This window comes from Pseudophaeobacter sp. (genome assembly GCF_048267565.1).
GTDB classification, from domain to species: Bacteria; Pseudomonadota; Alphaproteobacteria; order Rhodobacterales; family Rhodobacteraceae; genus Pseudophaeobacter; species Pseudophaeobacter profundi.
Genome location: NZ_JBLWXG010000002.1, coordinates 194,837 through 211,275, shown reverse-complemented (window position 1 = coordinate 211,275; position 16,439 = coordinate 194,837). Strand labels below are relative to the sequence as shown.

Annotated in this window: 17 protein-coding genes; 8 read left to right on the top strand and 9 right to left on the bottom strand. The window is 59.3% G+C overall.

What is annotated here, in order from left to right:
• Nucleotides 1-107: 107 nt before the first annotated feature.
• From ACN0VH_RS07430 to ACN0VH_RS07420, 3 genes are read right to left on the bottom strand one after another with little or no spacing between them, the layout of a single operon-like run.
• Nucleotides 108-1,625 (bottom strand): heme biosynthesis protein HemY, encoded by a 1,518-nt coding sequence (locus ACN0VH_RS07430; RefSeq protein WP_278922159.1) that lies wholly within the window; start codon nt 1,623-1,625, stop codon nt 108-110.
• Between the two features lie 10 nt (nt 1,626-1,635).
• Complete coding sequence (locus ACN0VH_RS07425) at nt 1,636-2,967, bottom strand: COG4223 family protein (protein ID WP_417700162.1); 1,332 nt, start codon at nt 2,965-2,967, stop codon at nt 1,636-1,638.
• Between the two features lie 55 nt (nt 2,968-3,022).
• The gene (locus ACN0VH_RS07420) at nt 3,023-3,772 is read right to left on the bottom strand and encodes a uroporphyrinogen-III synthase (RefSeq protein WP_417700160.1); all 750 of its coding nucleotides are present in this window, start codon (nt 3,770-3,772) and stop codon (nt 3,023-3,025) included.
• A gap of 75 nt (nt 3,773-3,847) precedes the next feature.
• Between ACN0VH_RS07420 and tsaD the strand changes: the two genes are divergently transcribed.
• The 5 genes from tsaD (at nt 3,848) to ACN0VH_RS07395 (ending at nt 7,084) form a co-directional block, all read left to right on the top strand.
• Nucleotides 3,848-4,945, top strand: coding sequence for a tRNA (adenosine(37)-N6)-threonylcarbamoyltransferase complex transferase subunit TsaD (gene tsaD, locus ACN0VH_RS07415; protein WP_417700158.1), 1,098 nt, complete (start codon nt 3,848-3,850; stop codon nt 4,943-4,945).
• On the top strand, nt 4,942-5,904 hold the full coding sequence (locus ACN0VH_RS07410; protein WP_278922163.1) for an NAD(P)H-dependent glycerol-3-phosphate dehydrogenase: 963 nt from the start codon (nt 4,942-4,944) through the stop codon (nt 5,902-5,904). Before tsaD ends, ACN0VH_RS07410 begins: the two co-directional genes overlap by 4 nt.
• A gap of 1 nt (nt 5,905) precedes the next feature.
• Entirely contained in the window at nt 5,906-6,178 is a 273-nt protein-coding gene (locus tag ACN0VH_RS07405) for a YciI family protein (RefSeq protein ID WP_278922164.1), read from the top strand.
• Nucleotides 6,178-6,600 (top strand): EVE domain-containing protein, encoded by a 423-nt coding sequence (locus ACN0VH_RS07400; protein ID WP_278922165.1) that lies wholly within the window; start codon nt 6,178-6,180, stop codon nt 6,598-6,600. The genes ACN0VH_RS07405 and ACN0VH_RS07400 overlap by 1 nt, the downstream gene beginning before the upstream one ends.
• A gap of 88 nt (nt 6,601-6,688) precedes the next feature.
• Nucleotides 6,689-7,084, top strand: a complete 396-nt coding sequence (locus ACN0VH_RS07395; RefSeq protein WP_278922166.1) for a DUF1761 domain-containing protein — start codon at nt 6,689-6,691, stop codon at nt 7,082-7,084.
• 319 nt (nt 7,085-7,403) lie between these two features.
• Here ACN0VH_RS07395 and ACN0VH_RS07390 read toward each other — a convergent pair whose 3' ends face one another.
• The 3 genes from ACN0VH_RS07390 to ACN0VH_RS07380 form a co-directional block, all read right to left on the bottom strand.
• Nucleotides 7,404-7,745, bottom strand: coding sequence for a DUF2853 family protein (locus tag ACN0VH_RS07390; protein WP_278922167.1), 342 nt, complete (start codon nt 7,743-7,745; stop codon nt 7,404-7,406).
• A 282-nt stretch (nt 7,746-8,027) separates the two neighbouring features.
• Nucleotides 8,028-9,419 carry an adenosylhomocysteinase gene (ahcY, locus tag ACN0VH_RS07385; protein WP_278922168.1) on the bottom strand — a complete coding sequence of 464 codons (1,392 nt, stop codon included), beginning with the start codon at nt 9,417-9,419 and terminating at the stop codon, nt 8,028-8,030.
• Nucleotides 9,420-9,539: 120 nt separating this feature from the next.
• Nucleotides 9,540-9,854: a hypothetical protein gene (locus ACN0VH_RS07380; RefSeq protein ID WP_278922169.1), complete on the bottom strand. Its 315-nt coding sequence runs from the start codon at nt 9,852-9,854 to the stop codon at nt 9,540-9,542.
• Nucleotides 9,855-10,124: 270 nt separating this feature from the next.
• Here ACN0VH_RS07380 and ACN0VH_RS07375 point away from each other — a divergent pair, with 270 nt between their 5' ends.
• Nucleotides 10,125-10,721 carry an HD domain-containing protein gene (locus ACN0VH_RS07375; protein WP_417700155.1) on the top strand — a complete coding sequence of 199 codons (597 nt, stop codon included), beginning with the start codon at nt 10,125-10,127 and terminating at the stop codon, nt 10,719-10,721.
• Nucleotides 10,722-10,723: 2 nt separating this feature from the next.
• Here ACN0VH_RS07375 and ACN0VH_RS07370 read toward each other — a convergent pair whose 3' ends face one another.
• The 3 genes from ACN0VH_RS07370 to ACN0VH_RS07360 form a co-directional block, all read right to left on the bottom strand.
• Nucleotides 10,724-11,875: a glycosyltransferase family 61 protein gene (locus tag ACN0VH_RS07370; RefSeq protein ID WP_417700154.1), complete on the bottom strand. Its 1,152-nt coding sequence runs from the start codon at nt 11,873-11,875 to the stop codon at nt 10,724-10,726.
• 10 nt (nt 11,876-11,885) lie between these two features.
• Nucleotides 11,886-12,440: an ActR/PrrA/RegA family redox response regulator transcription factor gene (locus tag ACN0VH_RS07365; RefSeq protein WP_278922172.1), complete on the bottom strand. Its 555-nt coding sequence runs from the start codon at nt 12,438-12,440 to the stop codon at nt 11,886-11,888.
• Nucleotides 12,441-12,534: 94 nt separating this feature from the next.
• Nucleotides 12,535-13,152, bottom strand: a complete 618-nt coding sequence (locus tag ACN0VH_RS07360; RefSeq protein ID WP_278922173.1) for an SCO family protein — start codon at nt 13,150-13,152, stop codon at nt 12,535-12,537.
• A 142-nt stretch (nt 13,153-13,294) separates the two neighbouring features.
• Here ACN0VH_RS07360 and regB point away from each other — a divergent pair, with 142 nt between their 5' ends.
• Nucleotides 13,295-14,686: a sensor histidine kinase RegB gene (gene regB / locus ACN0VH_RS07355; RefSeq protein WP_278922174.1), complete on the top strand. Its 1,392-nt coding sequence runs from the start codon at nt 13,295-13,297 to the stop codon at nt 14,684-14,686.
• 88 nt (nt 14,687-14,774) lie between these two features.
• A complete protein-coding gene (locus ACN0VH_RS07350) occupies nt 14,775-16,331 on the top strand; it encodes a PAS-domain containing protein (protein WP_417700153.1) in 1,557 nt (518 codons plus the stop codon).
• Nucleotides 16,332-16,439: the final 108 nt, after the last annotated feature.

Here is a 16,439-nt window from a genome sequence, read left to right as displayed (position 1 = left end):
GGCTAGCTGGTCTACACAACACAAGCCCGCAGGCCCGAAACTGTACAGGTTTACACCGCGTCACACAGAGGGAAGACCGCCAGACGGCCTGGCCTGGCTTGGGAAGCCTAGCGCAGGGCGGCCCGCGTCTCTGCATCATCTGCAGGCAGCTGTTCAGAATCGCCCGCAAGATCGGCATCTTCTTCTGCCCGAGGTGTTTCGATATCATCCACCGGGTCCAGATCCTGCACCACCACCGCATCAGAGGCGGCAGTGCCGGTGATCAGCGGCAGCATCTGCGCCCCAGAGACACTGGCCAGTTCCGGCGTTTCCGGCCGCTGCCAGCTGAGGGTATCAAAGCTGGTGCAATGCTCGCACACAGGGGCCCAATCGGCATGGATGTGGTTGCAATTGCTGCACAGCCACTGCGGACCACGTGGCGCATTCAGCGCCCGTGCCAGCCAGGCCTGGGTCACCGCATTGTCAGCGCCTTCGCCTTTTTCGATTGCTGCCATCAAGGTCAGCGCACGGGCATCGGGGCTGCGTTCAACCAGATCCCCCAGAACCCGACGGGCTTCGGGGTAGTCTTCGGCGACGATATGCAATTCAGCCATTACCAGCCGGGTTTCATCATCCTGTGGTTTCATCCGCGCCAGCTGCTCAAACCGTTTCACCCGCTGCTGTGCAGTTTCATCCGGTTCGATCTGGGCAAAGACATGGGCCAGGTCGGGATGCGGCTGCGCCTCCCAGGCCTTTTTCAATACCTTGATGGCATTGCGCTTTTTACCCTGATCCAGATAGGCACGCGCCGCCATGGCTGCGGCCGGCACCAGATCCGGCGAGAGCCGGTTAGCCTCGATCGCCTGTTCGCGCTGTTCTAGGCTGGCGGTTTCATCCACAACCGCCCGCGAAGCCGAGAGCGCCAGCACCGCATCGCGACGCTTGAAGACATCGCGTGGCAGAGTGCCGGTTTTCAGCTTGGTCGACAGGGTCTTGCGTGCCCCGGCCCAGTCTTCGGCCTGTGCCTGCAACTGCAGCAATATATCCTGCACCTCGACATGTTTTGGACGCAGCGCCAGCGCCTTTTCGGCCAGCTGCCGGGCAGTGTCCTTGTCGCCTTCTGACAGCTTTTGTTTCATGATGCCACGCACCCCGACAAAGCGGGTGGACTGATTGGCAAGCAACCGTTTGTAGGCCTCGCCGGCGATCTTGGTCTCGCCCGCCATCTCGGCCGCCTGGGCGCTTAGCAGATCGGTGAGTTCCGGTTTCTGCAGATAGCGCGAAGCCTTTGCTGCCTTGGTCATTGCCAGGCGTCCCTCGCCAGAGGCCAGCGCCATCATACCGTCGGATAGCGCCTGAAAGCCCTTTTCTTCTCGGCTCTTGTCGAAATAGCGCGAAATTGCCGTTTCATCACCGTTGAGGAACTTCAGCGTCGCGATCAACAGCCGCAGCAGTTTCAGGAACAGCCAGACCCCGACAAACAAGACACCCAGCGCCATGACAGATTGCAGCGCCCCAAGGGTATATTCCACCCCGGCGACGGTAATCTGCACCCCGCCGGCGGTTTCCATCAGGATCCCGGCGCCAAAGGCAAGCAAGGCGACAAGGGCAACAAAAACGAGAATTTTCAACAATGACCAGAGCATGTCGGCTTCCTTATTTGGCGTTCAGGCTTTGGGCCATTTGATCTACAGCAGCCAGGGCTGCCAGACGGGTTTGCGCCGCGGCCTGCCAATCGTCAAAGGCGGCCTGGGCTGTTTCGGGCAGGGCTGCAAGCTCCTCTTGTGCCGCCGCAATCTGGCCAGACTGGACCGCAGCTTCGGCGCGCGACAGAATGGCATCCGCGTCATCGCCATCACGCGGGGTGACCGAACGGGCGCCAAGGTGGCGGTTGATATAGGCCATCATGCCGCCGTTGCCTTTGGTTTCTTGCCGCGCCAGCGCCAGGGCCTCACGGGCAAGCGGGGCAAAGCTGGCCTGCAATCCCTGAAGCGACGTCACGCCCGTTTCGGCACTGGCCAGCAGCTCTGCCGGGACCTCGACCTGCTGCGCCTGCAGATCTGCCACCGCCGCACCATAGGCCGTGCCGGCCTGCAAGGCGCCGCTTATCCGGGCCAGCGCGGTCTGCGCCGCAGCTATTCGGGCGGCCTCTATCCCCGCTTCTTCCTTCATGCGGGCCTCAGCCAGCATCTCTTCGACCTCAGAGCGCTGAGCCGCCAGACTGTCCTGCAATTTGCCCAGCTCGGCCTCAAAGGCGGCAACCGCCTCGGGCGCGGCCGCATCAGACAGCGGGCGCATCTCCAGAGTCTCTATCCGGGCCGCCATGCTGGCAAGCGCCGCGTCCAGATCACCCTGGGAAACCGCGCCGGAACCCGCCGCCTCTATCTTGGCCTCGGCGGTGCGAAGGCTGGCCTCAACCCCCGTCAGACGCTGCGCCACTTCAGAGATATCGGGCTGGTTTGGATCACTTTGCTCTGCCTGAAGAGCGGCAATCTGGTCTTGCAACTTAGCCTGTTCGGCCTGCATCGCCGTTACATCAGCGGCGCTGCCGCCCTGCAGGCTGGGTGGCAGCACCCCATTCAGCAGCCCGCCCTGGCCAACAACAAACCCCAAAACAGCGGCAACCGCACCGCCCAGCAGCGCGGCACCAAAACCTCCGCGTTTTTCGATGATCTGTGCAGGCGCTGGCTGCGGATCTGGCGCGGGTGCGGGTATCTCATCCGCAGATGCAACCGCATCCGGTGTCTCGGTCTCGGTCTCGGTCTCGGTCTCGGTCTCGGTCTCGGTCTCGGTCTCGGTCTCGGAAGAAGACACCTCATCCTGCGCATCAAGATCAACCGTTTCGGCGGGGGTCTGATCTTCGTTCAGACCTTCGGGCTCCGCAAACTCCGGCGTATCCGTTGCGTGTCCACTGGCCGTCTGCGAGTCAGTGTCCGGCGTTTCGACCTCCGGCTTGGTCATATTGTCGGCAGTCTTTTTGTCAGCCACGCCGGCCTCCCCTCGATTCTAAAAATCACCCAAACGCACCGGGATTTCTGTGATCCTACTGCGCAGAATCCCCACCCTCAAGCCGCGTCAGGCGGACTGCGGCATCACGGACCATCTCAGCCATACTGGCCGCGTCTGGTTTCTTACTGACCTGCAAGCCCTTGCATTTCAAGCCCTGCAACTCTGCAGCAACGGCCTGGCTTATTGCAATCAAAGACAAATTCGCCGTGTCGAGCCCCAGGCTGGCGAAATGCCGCGCAGTACGTGGTGAAAAAAGCGGCACGATTATATCGCTTTGCGCCCCGATCTGTTGCCGGGCCGCATCCCCCAGCGGCAAAAGCTGTTGTTCATAGACCACTTGGCCTCGGCAGGGCAGGCCAGCTGCGCTCAGCCGGGGCGCGATATCGCCACGGGTATGGCGGCCATGAAGATGCAGCAGCGGGCTGGCCGGCCGCATCTTGATCAATTGCGCCACCAGTTCTGCGCCGTTGGCGCCGCAGCACTGCGCCTGCCAGCCCGCCGCCTGCGCCGCCTGGGTGGTGCGCTGCCCCACGCAATAGGCTGGGATCTCGCCAGCGGCGGTGACTGCTGCAACCCCATTGGCAGAGGTGAAGATCACCCCGCCGTAATCGGCACATGAAACCTCTGCCTCCAACCCCTGCACCTGCATCAGCGGCGCATTGATCAGCTGCAACTTTGCGCGCAGCGACGCTGGCAGCTCTGCAACAAACCGGGCCGCCGCCGCTTTGGGTCGGGTCATCAACAAGGCCACCTGGCGCGGCGATGGGTCGCTGGCACTGTCCATGCCTGTTGCTCCTGGGATTGTTTGCATGTCGCATAGGTGCTAGCTCCACCAGCAATTCGATGCAACGGGTAGAGCATGACACAAAGCCTGACACTCTTGGGGCTGGAAAGCAGCTGTGACGATACCGCCGCCGCCGTGGTGCGGCAGGAACCGGGCCAGCGGGCCAAGGTTCTTTCCTCTATTGTCTTTGGCCAAACCGAGCTGCACAGCGCCTTTGGTGGGGTGGTGCCGGAAATTGCCGCCCGCGCCCATGCGGAAAAGCTGGATCACTGCGTCCGCGACGCGCTGCAGGCTGCCAATGTCACCCTGCGCGATCTGGACGCGATTGCGGTTACCGCCGGGCCAGGGCTGATTGGCGGGGTGATGTCTGGGGTGATGTGCGCCAAGGGCATTGCCGCTGCCACTGGGCTGCCGCTGGTTGGCGTCAACCACCTGGCCGGTCATGCGCTGACCCCACGGCTGACCGATGATCTGGCCTATCCCTATCTGATGCTCCTGGTCTCTGGCGGACATTGCCAATATCTGATTGCGCGGGGCCCCGAAGATTTCACCCGGCTTGGCGGTACCATTGACGATGCCCCTGGCGAAGCCTTTGACAAAACCGCGCGCCTGCTGGGCCTGCCGCAACCTGGCGGTCCCTCGGTGCAGAAAGAGGCCGAAACCGGCGATCCCAAGCGGTTTCGCTTTCCCCGACCACTGATCAACCGGGATGATTGCGACCTTTCCTTTTCGGGATTGAAGACCGCGCTGATGCGGATGCGCGATCAGATCGTTGCCGAAAAATCAGGCCTGACACAGCAGGACCGGGCCGATCTTTGCGCCGGGTTTCAGGCTGCGGTTGCCGATGTCCTAGCCTCTAAAACGCGACGCGCGCTGGCGATCTACATGCAGGACGCCCCCAGATTCCCAGCCCTGGCCGTGGCTGGTGGCGTCGCAGCAAATACCGCCATTCGCGCCGCATTAGAGACGGTTTGTGCCACGGAAAACACCCGTTTCATTGCACCGCCGCTGGCCCTGTGCACCGATAATGCGGCGATGATCGCCTATGCCGGCCTAGAGCGGTTTCGCGCAGGTGCGCGCGATGGCATGGATCTGACTGCCCGCCCCCGCTGGCCACTGGATCAAACCAGCCCCGCCATGCTGGGGGCGGGCCGCAAAGGGGCAAAGGCATGAGTATTTCGGTTCTGGGTGCCGGGGCCTTTGGCACCGCGCTGGCCATTTCACTGGCCAAGGAAACACCCGTCACCCTCTGGGCGCGCGATCCGGCGCATGTGGCGCAGATGCAGGCTGAACGCTGCAACACGGCGCGTCTGCCCGATGTGCCATTGCCAGCAGGGCTGAATCTGACGGATGATATTGCCAGCGCCGCAAAATCACAGGTGCTGCTGCTGGCGGTGCCCATGCAGAAACTGCGCGCTGTTCTGACCACCTATCAGGCCGAATTGACCGATAAGGTGCTGGTGGCCTGCTGCAAAGGGATTGAACTGAAAACCGGCCTTGGCCCCGTCAAGGTTATCGCCGAGACCCTGCCCAAGGCCCGACCTGCGCTGCTGACCGGCCCCAGTTTTGCCGCCGACATTGCCCGCGGGTTGCCGACGGCGCTGACCCTGGCCTGCGCCGATGCCGTACTTTGCCATCGCTTGCAGGAACAGCTGACCACCGCCAACCTGCGGCTCTACCGTACAACCGACACCAGCGGTGCCGAACTGGGCGGGGCCCTGAAAAACATTATCGCCATCGCCTGCGGTGCCGTAATTGGGGCAGGCCTTGGCGATAGCGCCCGTGCGGCGCTGATGACACGCGGCTATGCCGAGATGCAGCGCATGGCCCTTTCCTGTGGTGCCCGGCCTGAAACCCTGGCTGGCCTGTCCGGGTTTGGCGACCTGGCCCTGACCTGTAGCTCTGCCCTGTCACGCAATTATCAGCTGGGGCTGGCGATTGGCCGGGGCGAGGTATTTGACCCCAATATCACCGTCGAAGGTGCCGCCACCGCCCGCGCCACCGCAGCCAAGGCCGCAACCATGGGGCTGGATATGCCCCTGACAGAAACCGTTGTCGGGCTGCTGAATGGTGACTTGACGATTGCCAGCGCCAGCGCTCAACTGTTGGCGCGCCCATTGAAAGAGGAATAACATGCTGATTGCCCTGATCGCCCGCGACAAACCAGAGCACCTACAGACCCGCGTCGACAACCGCGCCGCCCACCTGGCCTATATCGAAGAAACTGGCGCTGTTGCGCAGGCTGGGCCACTGCTGGATCAGAACGGCGATATGGCCGGGTCGCTGGTCATTCTGGATGTTGAAGACATGACGGCAGCCGAAGCCTGGGCTGCAGCTGATCCCTATAAACTGGCCGGCCTGTTTGAATCGGTAGAGCTGATCACCTGGAAGAAAGTCATCGGCTGATGCGGTATTGGCTGTTCAAATCGGAACCTTCAACCTGGGGCTGGCCAGATCAGGTCGCCAAGGGTGACGCGGGCGAGGAGTGGGACGGCGTACGCAACTATCAGGCGCGCAATCACATGCGAGACATGACCCTTGGGGACCGGGGGTTTTTCTATCATTCGCAAAAGGAACGGGCGGTGGTCGGCATTGTAGAGATCTGCGCCGAAGCACATCCCGACAGCACCACAGCTGATGACCGCTGGGACTGCGTTGATATCAAGGCAGTGCGCAGCTTTGAACAGCCCGTGACGCTGCAGCAGATCAAATCCGATCCGCGACTGGCAGAGATGCCGCTGGTCAAAAGCCCCCGCCTGTCGGTGCAGCCCGTCAGTGCAGAACAATGGCAGGTGATCTGCGCAATGGGACAAACCGATCCAGAGTGATCCGGGGTCGCGTTGTCCAGGGTCTGATCCTGGCCCAATCCTGGCCTGATTCAGATCTGCTCTAGAGTGCTGAAATGGGAGGAACGTCTTGGAACTTTTGAATGTAGTCATCGCAGCCCTTGCCGGCTTTGCGCTGGGGGCTGTCTATTACGGGATCCTGGCAGAACCCTGGATGGTGGCCGCCGGGATTAGACGTGGCACCGATGGCAAACCCGAAGGCGGCCAAAAACCGCTGATCTTTGTGCTGAGCTTCTGCCTGCAACTGGTTGTGGCGGGCATGATGCGCCATGTTTTCACCCTGTCAGGCATCTCTGACGCAGGTGCCGGTCTGGTGGCTGGTCTGGGTGTTGGCTTATTCTTTATCAGCCCATGGATTGCGCTGAACAATCTCTTTGGCGGACGCCCTGTCAAACTCACGCTGATTGATGGCGGCTATGCCAGCCTGGCCTGCGCCACCATTGGCCTGGTGCTGACGCTGTTCTGAAACGGCTGGCGGCCCTGCTGCTGACGCTGCCACAGGCCCAAAGAGGATCAGACATAAAAAAAGGGAAGACCCTACAGGATAGTAGGATCTTCCCTTTCACCCCGCGTGCTCCACAGTCCACCACACGCGTATGAAAATTCCGTCCTAGCCATCCTGGCTGGTATACATTTCATAGCCTACTTGGGGTTGTGGTGGCAAACTCTATCCACAGACAATTCAATTCAAATAAAAAACACCCGGCACGCCTGCCGAGTGTTCCTGGTCTTGTGTCGCGCCCTGTATCGCTGGCGCAGAGCCACAAATCCACAAAAAATGTGGCTTAGCCGTAGACGGCTTCTTTGCCGAAATGCTTGGTCAGCATGTAATAGACAACGGCGCGATACTTGTTGCGCTCGGATTTTCCGTAGATCTCTACAACCTTAGAGATTGCCTCCATCAGTTCTGGACCATCCGCCAGGCCAAGTTTCTTGACCAGAAAGTTTTCCTTGACGGTTTCCAGTTCACTGTCCTGGGTGGCCGCCACGGTAGAGGCATCGGCATTATAGATCGCCGGGCCGCAGCCAATGGTCACCTTGGTCAGCAGATCCATATCTGGTTCCATACCGCATTTGTTTTTCAGATCATCAGCATATTGCGCGATCAGGTCATCACGTTTTCCCAAAATCTTTTCTCCCTTCTGGGTTGGATCTTGTTCAGGATCCTTCCGGCTATATCGTTGCCACCTATAGTTTAGAGGCAGATACACACAGAGCAACTGGGAATTTTGGCGGTCCGAACTCACGCTGCTTCAGCCCTTCCCCGCTATAAGATCAATGCCTTCCTTTGGAAAAGACAGGTCAGCATAAGCCGCGCCAAAGCCGTGCCGGTCCCGCCAACAAAAAATCCTCCGCAAGATAGTATCTTGCGAAGGATCTAAGGGTCTTACGACCTATAGGCTACACAGTTAGTAGCGATAGTGCTCTGGCTTGAAGGGGCCTTCCGGGGTCACACCGATATAGGCGGCCTGCTCTGGGCTTAGGCTAGACAGTTTGACGCCGATCCGATCAAGGTGCAGACGGGCGACTTTTTCATCCAGATGCTTGGGCAGGATATAGACTTCGTTCTTGTACTCATCGCCGCGCAGCCACAGCTCGATCTGGGCCAGAACCTGGTTGGTGAAGGAGGCCGACATCACAAAAGACGGGTGCCCGGTCGCATTGCCAAGGTTCAGCAGACGCCCTTCAGACAGCAGGATCAAACGGTTACCCGAAGGCATCTCGATCATGTCGACCTGTTCTTTGATGTTGGTCCACTTGTGGTTCTTCAGGCTGGCCACCTGAATTTCGTTGTCAAAGTGGCCGATGTTGCCAACGATCGCCATGTCCTTCATCTCGCGCATGTGCTCGATGCGGATCACATCCTTGTTGCCAGTGGTGGTGATGAAGATATCGGCGCTATCGACGACATCTTCCAAGCGCACCACCTCAAAGCCATCCATCGCGGCCTGCAGGGCGCAGATCGGGTCAACTTCGGTAACTTTGACGCGGGCGCCAGCACCGGAGAGGGACGCAGCAGAGCCTTTGCCCACATCGCCATAGCCACAAACAACAGCAACCTTGCCAGCCATCATGGTGTCAGTGGCACGGCGGATACCGTCGACCAGCGATTCCTTGCAGCCATATTTGTTGTCGAACTTCGACTTGGTGACCGAATCGTTCACGTTGATCGCAGGGAAAGGCAGCTGGCCATTTTTCTGCAGCTCATACAGGCGGTGCACACCAGTGGTGGTTTCTTCCGAAACGCCCAGGATGGATTCGCGGGTCTTGGTGAACCAGCCGGGGCTTGCCGCCATACGCTTTTTGATCTGGGCAAAGATGGCTTCTTCTTCTTCCGAAGTTGGCACTTCGATCAGATCGGTTTCGCCGGCCTCAACACGGGCACCAAGCAGCACATAAAGCGTGGCATCGCCGCCATCATCAAGGATCAGATTGGCACCCTCGGGGAACATGAAGGAGCGGTCGAGATAGTCCCAATGTTCAACCAGCGTCTGGCCTTTAATGGCAAAGACGGGTGTACCACCTGCAGCGATGGCCGCAGCCGCGTGATCCTGGGTCGAAAAGATGTTGCAAGAGGCCCAGCGCACATCTGCGCCCAGCGCCACCAGCGTTTCGATCAGCACCGCAGTCTGAATTGTCATATGCAGCGAGCCAACGATACGAGACCCTGCCAGCGGTTTGCTATCCCCATATTCGGCGCGCAGCGCCATCAGGCCTGGCATTTCGGTCTCGGCGATATCCAGTTCCTTGCGGCCAAATTCAGCCAACGCAATGTCTTTTACAATATAATCCTCGGCCATGGTCCGCTCCGTTCTGGTTACGAGTTCTCTTGGCAGCAGGAGGTAACACCGCAATGGTTTACAAGCAACGAAGATAGCAGCTGCGATGGCATGCCGGATTCGTTCCCGGCAAACCCGCCATCAACTGGGCACTCCGGACTGGGAACCTGTCTTTGTCACTTTGAAATAATTCTGACCGGAGGCGACGATACAGCTGATACCCGAAGGATAGGTCACCAGCACGGTAAAGGTCCCGCTATCGGCGGAACTCCAGATCTCGATCATCGTATCAACAGGCTGAGAGTTCTGCAGGCCGGCCGAGGACAGGCTTTCGGAAAAGGCGGCTTGCAATTGTTCTACCAACCCTTCGCGCGGCGCACAGCTTGCAGCCAAGGCCGGCGGCGCCATTGCAGCCATGCCAAAGATCAGGGCGGATGAGAAGAGACGTTTAAACATGATAAGCTCCTATTTTGTAGAGGTTTCTCTCACTACTAGGGGCGCGTTATCCGGGCGAATAGCGCCCCTGTTCTGGTATATGATTTAGGCCTTGAACCGGGAATTTCAATCTCACGGCGGATCACCTTCGCGTCGGGGACCCTGCCACCGCCCTGCAAAACACCTGCGCGGTTGTCGGCAAAAATCCGGCTTTGCTGCGCTTCGCGGTTTACCTCTGGGTCACCAAACAGATAGGCAGAGAAGGTCTGCTAATCACCGGAATTACGCCCGATGCCCCCTAAACCCGTCCGCGCCTGGCAACGTATGCTCTCTGGTCGTCGTCTGGATTTGCTGGATCCGACGCCGATGGATATCGAGATCAGCGATATCGCCCACGGCCTTGCCTTTGTCGCGCGCTGGAACGGTCAGACGCAGGGGGATTTTGCCTATTCCGTCGCCGAACATTCGCTGTTGGTGGAAGAACTGTTTTCGCGCATGCACCCCAAAGCGCCAGTGAAATGGCAGCTGGCGGCGCTGCTGCATGATGCGCCGGAATATGTCATCGGCGATATGATCTCGCCGGTGAAGGCAGCGGTGGGGCCGGGCTATGGCGAATTGGATCAGCGGCTGACCTCGGCCATTCACATCAAATTCGGCCTGCCAGCCCAACTGCCCAAAACCATCAAGGCGCAGATCAAACGGGCCGACAAAACCAGCGCCTGGATGGAGGCGGTGCAGATTGCCGGCTTTTCCGAGGCCGAGGCCAACAAGCTGTTTGGCCGCCCCAGAACCGAGGTGATCGCCGGGCTGGCCATTGACCTGCGCCCACCGCTACAGGTGCGCCAGTCCTTTATCGCCCGCCATGCGGAATTGCTAGCCCGCCTCTAGGCCTAGGCTGCCTCACCGCGCTTTTTTCGAGGCTTAGCCTCGACAAACCCGGCCTGCCCGCCCAGACCTTTGTCCTGCAGGATCTGGTTGCGCTCTGCCTCTGTCAGGGTGGTCCAACCCGTTGTCTGCGAGATAAAGCCAAGCCGCGCCAAGGTGTCGCCAATGACCTGGTGATCCAATTCACCAAAGCTAAGCCGACTGGATTTTTGCTTGGCTTGGGGCACCCATTCCGCCCGCAGACCGCCAATCACCACCGGGGCGCGTTCGCAAAAGCTTTCGACATGCTGCGCCAGCAAATTATTGGCACCAGAGCTGCGCCGCAGGATCATCGCCACCTCTTGGTCGGCCCGTCCCACCATGGCAAACAGATGCAACGCCGATCCATCGGCAGCAATCACTTTGCGCGCCGCCTTGTAACGCGCAACCTGCACCGTCAGGCTGTGCTCCTGCGGGTGAAAAATCTCATATCCTTCGGCCTCTAGCAGGGTTTCCAGCCGTTCTTCGCCCAGCAGACCGCCCTTACCCAGGCCCAGTTTGGACCGCGAGATATACAGCTTTTCCGCCCCCTCGGCCACGACATCGCAGGCAAATCGGCTGTGGACCGCCTGGCGGAATTTTCCCGTACCTCGGGTGATTTTTCCCAGGCCAAACCCCTGCCCCGGCACCACCAGTTCTTCCACCTGGGTCGGGCGAGTCGCGACGTGGATGGGCAGATCGCTGCCAAACAGCGACAGGTATTCCCGCTGGTAGCCACGCACCACATCGCCCACCTTGGGTCGTTTGGGGATGAACAAAATGCCGCGAATATCGTCTTCCACCCGCGACAAAGCCCAGAGCCGAGAAGAGCTTTCGACCAGGAAATGGCCAAAATGTGCCCACAGTACCCCGCCCCAAAGCCAACGGCCCTGCAGGGATCTGCGAACCTTCCCAGGGCGTTCAGGTGCGATGGTGATGGGGCGGAATTTACGCCAGAGCGCCGCCTCGGGGCAATAGCTGCCATCACTGTACAGCACACCGGCTGGCTGTACCAAGGCGCTGATTTTCGGCGGCACCACGCAGGCATCGGCCAAGATCTGCATGTTTTCGGACCAGCCGCCACTTGGCAGGGGCTGCAAGGCCGGGTCGATGATTTCTGGCTGAGATGGCGGTAACATCCCGCAGCCCCTAGCGCGGGCTGCGTTTGGCCAGAATGCGCTGCAGCGTCCGGCGATGCATGTTCAACCGGCGCGCGGTCTCGGATACGTTGCGATCGCAAAGCTCATAGATACGCTGGATATGTTCCCAGCGCACGCGATCTGCGCTCATCGGGTTTTCAGGCGGCGGCGGCATTTCGTCATCACCGCTAAGCAGGGCATTCATGATATCCGCCGCATCTGCCGGTTTTGACAGATAATCCGTGGCACCGATCTTGACCGCCGCAACCGCAGTGGCGATGGCGCCATATCCGGTCAGCACCACCACCCGGCTGTCGGGTCGTTTTTCGCGCAGAACTTCGACCACATCCAGGCCATTGCCATCTTCCAGGCGCAGATCCACCACCGCATAGGCCGGCGGGCGGGCAGTTGCGATGGCAGATCCACCGGCAACTGAATCGGCAGTTTCCACATCAAAGCCGCGTTTTTCCATGGCCTTGGCGAGACGCCGCAGGAAGGGTTCATCATCATCAACCAGCAACAGCGACTTGTCTGGCCCAATTTCCTGCAGTGCGTCTTCGGTCATGCCCGGTTCTCCGCGAATTCTGCGCAAAGGTTACGCAGATCATTGAAGGCGATACTAGCGACCCCGCCAGCAAGGTCAAACAGCCTAGGCTATTTTACATATTCTCGACGTAGCAGCTGACCTTGTCTGCGACCTGTTCGGGCGTTTCATCGCGGCGGAAGAAGTCCACAAAACCGATCTCGGGCAGCACCAGATAGGCAAATGTCGAGTGATCGACCAGGTAATAATCTTCATCGCCGGGCTGGCGTTTGAAATAGGTCTTATAGGCCCGGCTGGCTGCTTTTACCTGTTCAAGCGATCCGGTCAGCGCAATCATCTTTTCATGCATATTTTCAGCGTAATCCCCCATCACTTCGGGGGTGTCGCGCTCAGGATCGATCGAGACAAAAACCGGTGTGGTGCTGATACCACGTTCCGCCAGCAGATCGACGGCATCGGCGTTGCGGGTCACGTCCAACGGGCAGACATCCGGGCAGAAGGTATAGCCAAAGTAAAGGATCGACGGTTCAGTAAAGACATCGCGGTCGGTTACCAGCTCTCCCTTTGCATTGATCAACTCGAAGGGGCCGCCAATCGTATCGCCACCGCTGGCGATGGTGCTGCTGCCACACTGCGCGAATTTATCATCGCCGCTGCTGCGGGTGAAGAACCAGGTGCCGCCGGCCAGGGCAGCGACAAAAAGGACAGCAAGAATCGAATAGAGACGGGTCATGTGATCACACTTTATGTTGCAGGAGGAGAGTTGATCGTTTCTGCCGCCAGACCTATCAAGAAACACAGGCAATGCAACTACGCCAAAACATCACAGCTGTGCGAGGCCGACCCCGGTTTGCGCAGGCTGCAGGAGCGATAGCATGAGTGATAGGCAAATTGACCTGATGCAGGGGCAGGAACGCAGCCATTGGATTAGGCTGCGCACCCTGATTGTGCTGCGGTGGGTGGCCATCACTGGCCAGCTGATTGCCATCACTGTGGCGCAGCAGCTCTATAATCTACAGCTGGATCTGGTCCTCTGCCTGCTTGCGGTCGGAATCTCGGTGATTAGCAACATGCTGGCGATCTTTGTCTTTCCGGTCAACAAGCGCCTATCAGAGTTTGAAAACCTGCTGATGGTTCTGTTTGATCTGCTGCAACTGGGGTTCTTACTCTATCTGACGGGGGGGCTGAACAATCCCTTTACCCTGCTGGTGCTGGCTCCGGTGACCATTTCCGCCGCAATGATGGGGCTGCGCTCGACGCTGGTGGTGGGGGGAACAGCAATCATTCTGGTGACGCTACTGGCTGAATTCCACATTCCGCTGCGCACTGCACAGGGATTTGTCCTGCGTATTCCAGATGTCTTTATCTTTGGCAATTGGACTGCCATCGTCATCGCCATTCTGTTTATCGGCGCCAACTCCTTTCGCATCAGCACCGAAATGCGGCGCATGTCCGATGCGGTTGCCGCCACCCAGCTGGCGCTGTCACGGGAACAAAAGCTTACCGATCTGGGCGGGGTCGTTGCGGCCGCCGCGCATGAACTGGGCACACCACTGGCCACCATAAAGCTGGCCAGTGGTGAACTGATCGACGAATTGGACGCGCTGCCTGACCTGCGCGAAGACGCGGTATTGATCCGCGAGCAGGCGGAGCGCTGCCGCGATATCCTGCGCGACATGGGCCGGGCCGGCAAAGACGATTTGCACCTGCGCCAGGCACCGCTGTCCACCGTCATTCACGAAGCCGCCGAACCGCATATCAATCGCGGCAAGGAGATCCATTTCGACGAGGCCCCGCTGGAAGATGGCAGTTTCCAGCAACCCACCATCCTACGCAAACCGGAAATCATCCATGGGCTGCGCAATCTGGTGCAGAACGCCGTTGATTTCTCGCGCACGACCGTCTGGATAGAATCAACCTGGAACGACGAAAAGATCACTCTGAATATCCACGACGACGGGCGCGGGTTTTCCCCACATCTGCTGGGCCGCATTGGTGACCCCTTCATGCGTCGCCGCCGCAGCGAAACCGACCGCAAACAGCGCCCGGAATACCAGGGCATGGGTTTGGGATTATTCATTGCCAAAACCCTGCTAGAGCGCACCGGAGCCGAGTTGAAATTCGCCAATGGGGCCAGTGAACCGCCGCCACACCCATCTGATCGCCCCGGTGCCATCGTTGTGGTATCCTGGCCGCGCGGCAAAATTGACGCCCAGTTCGGGGAAAATGCCGTTCCGAAGGGGAAAAATAAGTGGATAGAAGTTTAGCTGTTCACTTTTAGGTAATTAATTAAACTGCAGTTAACCATTTGTGGTCCACCATGAGAAAAACGAGCACTGAAATAGGCAGGACAATATGCAGAACCTCATCTCGATCGAGTGGTTGATGCTGGCCACACTTTGCTGTGCAACTGCAGCAGCGGCCGTATGGTGGCTGTCACCAGAACAGCGCTCCAAGAGTATGGAGCAGGATCTTTTGGTTGGCGATGGCCGTACCGACGCCGTTTTTCTCTTTGATGACACCAGCTTGATCGGGTGGTCCTCGGGCGCGCGAAAATTCATCGGCGAACATGCCGAACATTTCAGCTGGAATATGCTGCGCGACCAACTCGCCCGCAACTATCCAGGCCTGCCGCAAAGCCCGGGTTTTCTGAAAGATATCGGCCCGCTTGTGCTGACCGGAACCGCCTCTGCCGAAAGCCGCGAGGCCCATTGCGAATGGATTGATGGGATCACCCGCGTGCAACTGCGCCGCAGCACCTTGGAAGAGCAGAACAAATCGCTCGACCAAGAGCTGACCACCCTGCGCGCTGCGGTGCATCAGGCCCCCTATCCGGTCTGGCTGCAATCGGACGAGGGTGCCGTCACCTGGTCGAACCTGGCCTATGATGATCTCAGCCATAAACTGCGCGGACGCGATGCCGATTTTTCCATCCCGCTGTTCGACAATCTTGAAGAACCCAAAGCCAGCGGCAAGGCAGAGCGGCTGTTCATCCCGATGCCCGAAAGCACCAAGCGCCTGTGGTACAATATCTCGACCACCGAAACCGAGGCCGGCTGGCTATGCCATGCAGTTGACGTCAACGCTGTGGTCGATGCCGAGATTGCACAGCGCAACTTTGTACAGACGCTGGCAAAAACCTTTGCCCAATTGTCCATCGGGCTCGCGATTTTTGACCGCAACCGCCAGCTGGTGCTGTTCAATCCGGTGCTAATCGACCTGACTGCCCTGCCGGCAGATTTCCTCAGCTCGCGCCCCAGCCTGATGACCTTCTTTGATCGACTGCGCGACCAGCGGCTGATGCCTGAACCAAAGAACTATTCCAGCTGGCGCCACCAGATCGAAGACCTGCTGGAAGCCGCCGCAGAAGGCCGCTACCAGGACACTTGGTCGCTGCCCTCCGGCTCGGTCTATTCGGTCTCTGGCCGTCCCCACCCCGATGGGGCCATCGCCTTCCTGTTCGAAGATATCACCGCCGAGGTCACGCTCACCCGGCAGTTCCGCTCTGAATTGGAACTGGGCCAGTCGATCATGGATCAGATGGACGAAGCCATTGCGGTCTTTGCCAATGATGGCACCATGAGCTTTTCGAATGAAACCTATCATTCGCTGTGGAAAATGGATCCTGACGCCAGCTTTGCCAAGGTCTCTATCATGGATGCGGCCCGCATCTGGCAAGACACCTGTCGCCCCAACCCCGCCTGGGGTGAGATCCGCGATTTTGTGGCCGCCAGCGATGGGCGCAGGCCATGGTGGACCCAGGTGCAACTGCGCGACGGCACGCCGCTGCTTTGCAAGGTCACCGCAATCCAGAACGGCGCAACCATGGTCAGCTTTCAGGCGCCAGAACCCGGTCTGCCACCGCTGGAGCAGCAAAAATTCGCCATCACTGACCAGACCGGACAGACCTGAAGCCTGGCACCACATCAGGCCAATCATTGGCACAAAAAGGGCGCGATCAGCGGGGGCTGGTCGCGCCCTTCCCGCTTGCAGCGCAGCCCGGCCAGAGGCATTGTGGCG

Excerpts from the sequence above, each read along its gene's own strand:
- ACN0VH_RS07380 (WP_278922169.1), bottom strand. The coding sequence starts at position 9,854 with ATGTTTAAACGTCTCTTCTCATCCGCCCTGATCTTTGGCATGGCTGCA.
- ACN0VH_RS07360 (WP_278922173.1), bottom strand. The coding sequence starts at position 13,152 with ATGACCCGTCTCTATTCGATTCTTGCTGTCCTTTTTGTCGCTGCCCTG.
- ACN0VH_RS07365 (WP_278922172.1), bottom strand. The coding sequence starts at position 12,440 with ATGACCGAAGACGCACTGCAGGAAATTGGGCCAGACAAGTCGCTGTTG.
- ACN0VH_RS07410 (WP_278922163.1), top strand. The coding sequence starts at position 4,942 with ATGAGTATTTCGGTTCTGGGTGCCGGGGCCTTTGGCACCGCGCTGGCC.
- ACN0VH_RS07370 (WP_417700154.1), bottom strand. The coding sequence starts at position 11,875 with ATGTTACCGCCATCTCAGCCAGAAATCATCGACCCGGCCTTGCAGCCC.
- ACN0VH_RS07420 (WP_417700160.1), bottom strand. The coding sequence starts at position 3,772 with ATGGACAGTGCCAGCGACCCATCGCCGCGCCAGGTGGCCTTGTTGATG.
- regB (WP_278922174.1), top strand. The coding sequence starts at position 13,295 with ATGAGTGATAGGCAAATTGACCTGATGCAGGGGCAGGAACGCAGCCAT.
- ahcY (WP_278922168.1), bottom strand. The coding sequence starts at position 9,419 with ATGGCCGAGGATTATATTGTAAAAGACATTGCGTTGGCTGAATTTGGC.
- ACN0VH_RS07400 (WP_278922165.1), top strand. The coding sequence starts at position 6,178 with ATGCGGTATTGGCTGTTCAAATCGGAACCTTCAACCTGGGGCTGGCCA.
- ACN0VH_RS07430 (WP_278922159.1), bottom strand. The coding sequence starts at position 1,625 with ATGCTCTGGTCATTGTTGAAAATTCTCGTTTTTGTTGCCCTTGTCGCC.
- tsaD (WP_417700158.1), top strand. The coding sequence starts at position 3,848 with ATGACACAAAGCCTGACACTCTTGGGGCTGGAAAGCAGCTGTGACGAT.
- ACN0VH_RS07405 (WP_278922164.1), top strand. The coding sequence starts at position 5,906 with ATGCTGATTGCCCTGATCGCCCGCGACAAACCAGAGCACCTACAGACC.
- ACN0VH_RS07350 (WP_417700153.1), top strand. The coding sequence starts at position 14,775 with ATGCAGAACCTCATCTCGATCGAGTGGTTGATGCTGGCCACACTTTGC.
- ACN0VH_RS07375 (WP_417700155.1), top strand. The coding sequence starts at position 10,125 with ATGCCCCCTAAACCCGTCCGCGCCTGGCAACGTATGCTCTCTGGTCGT.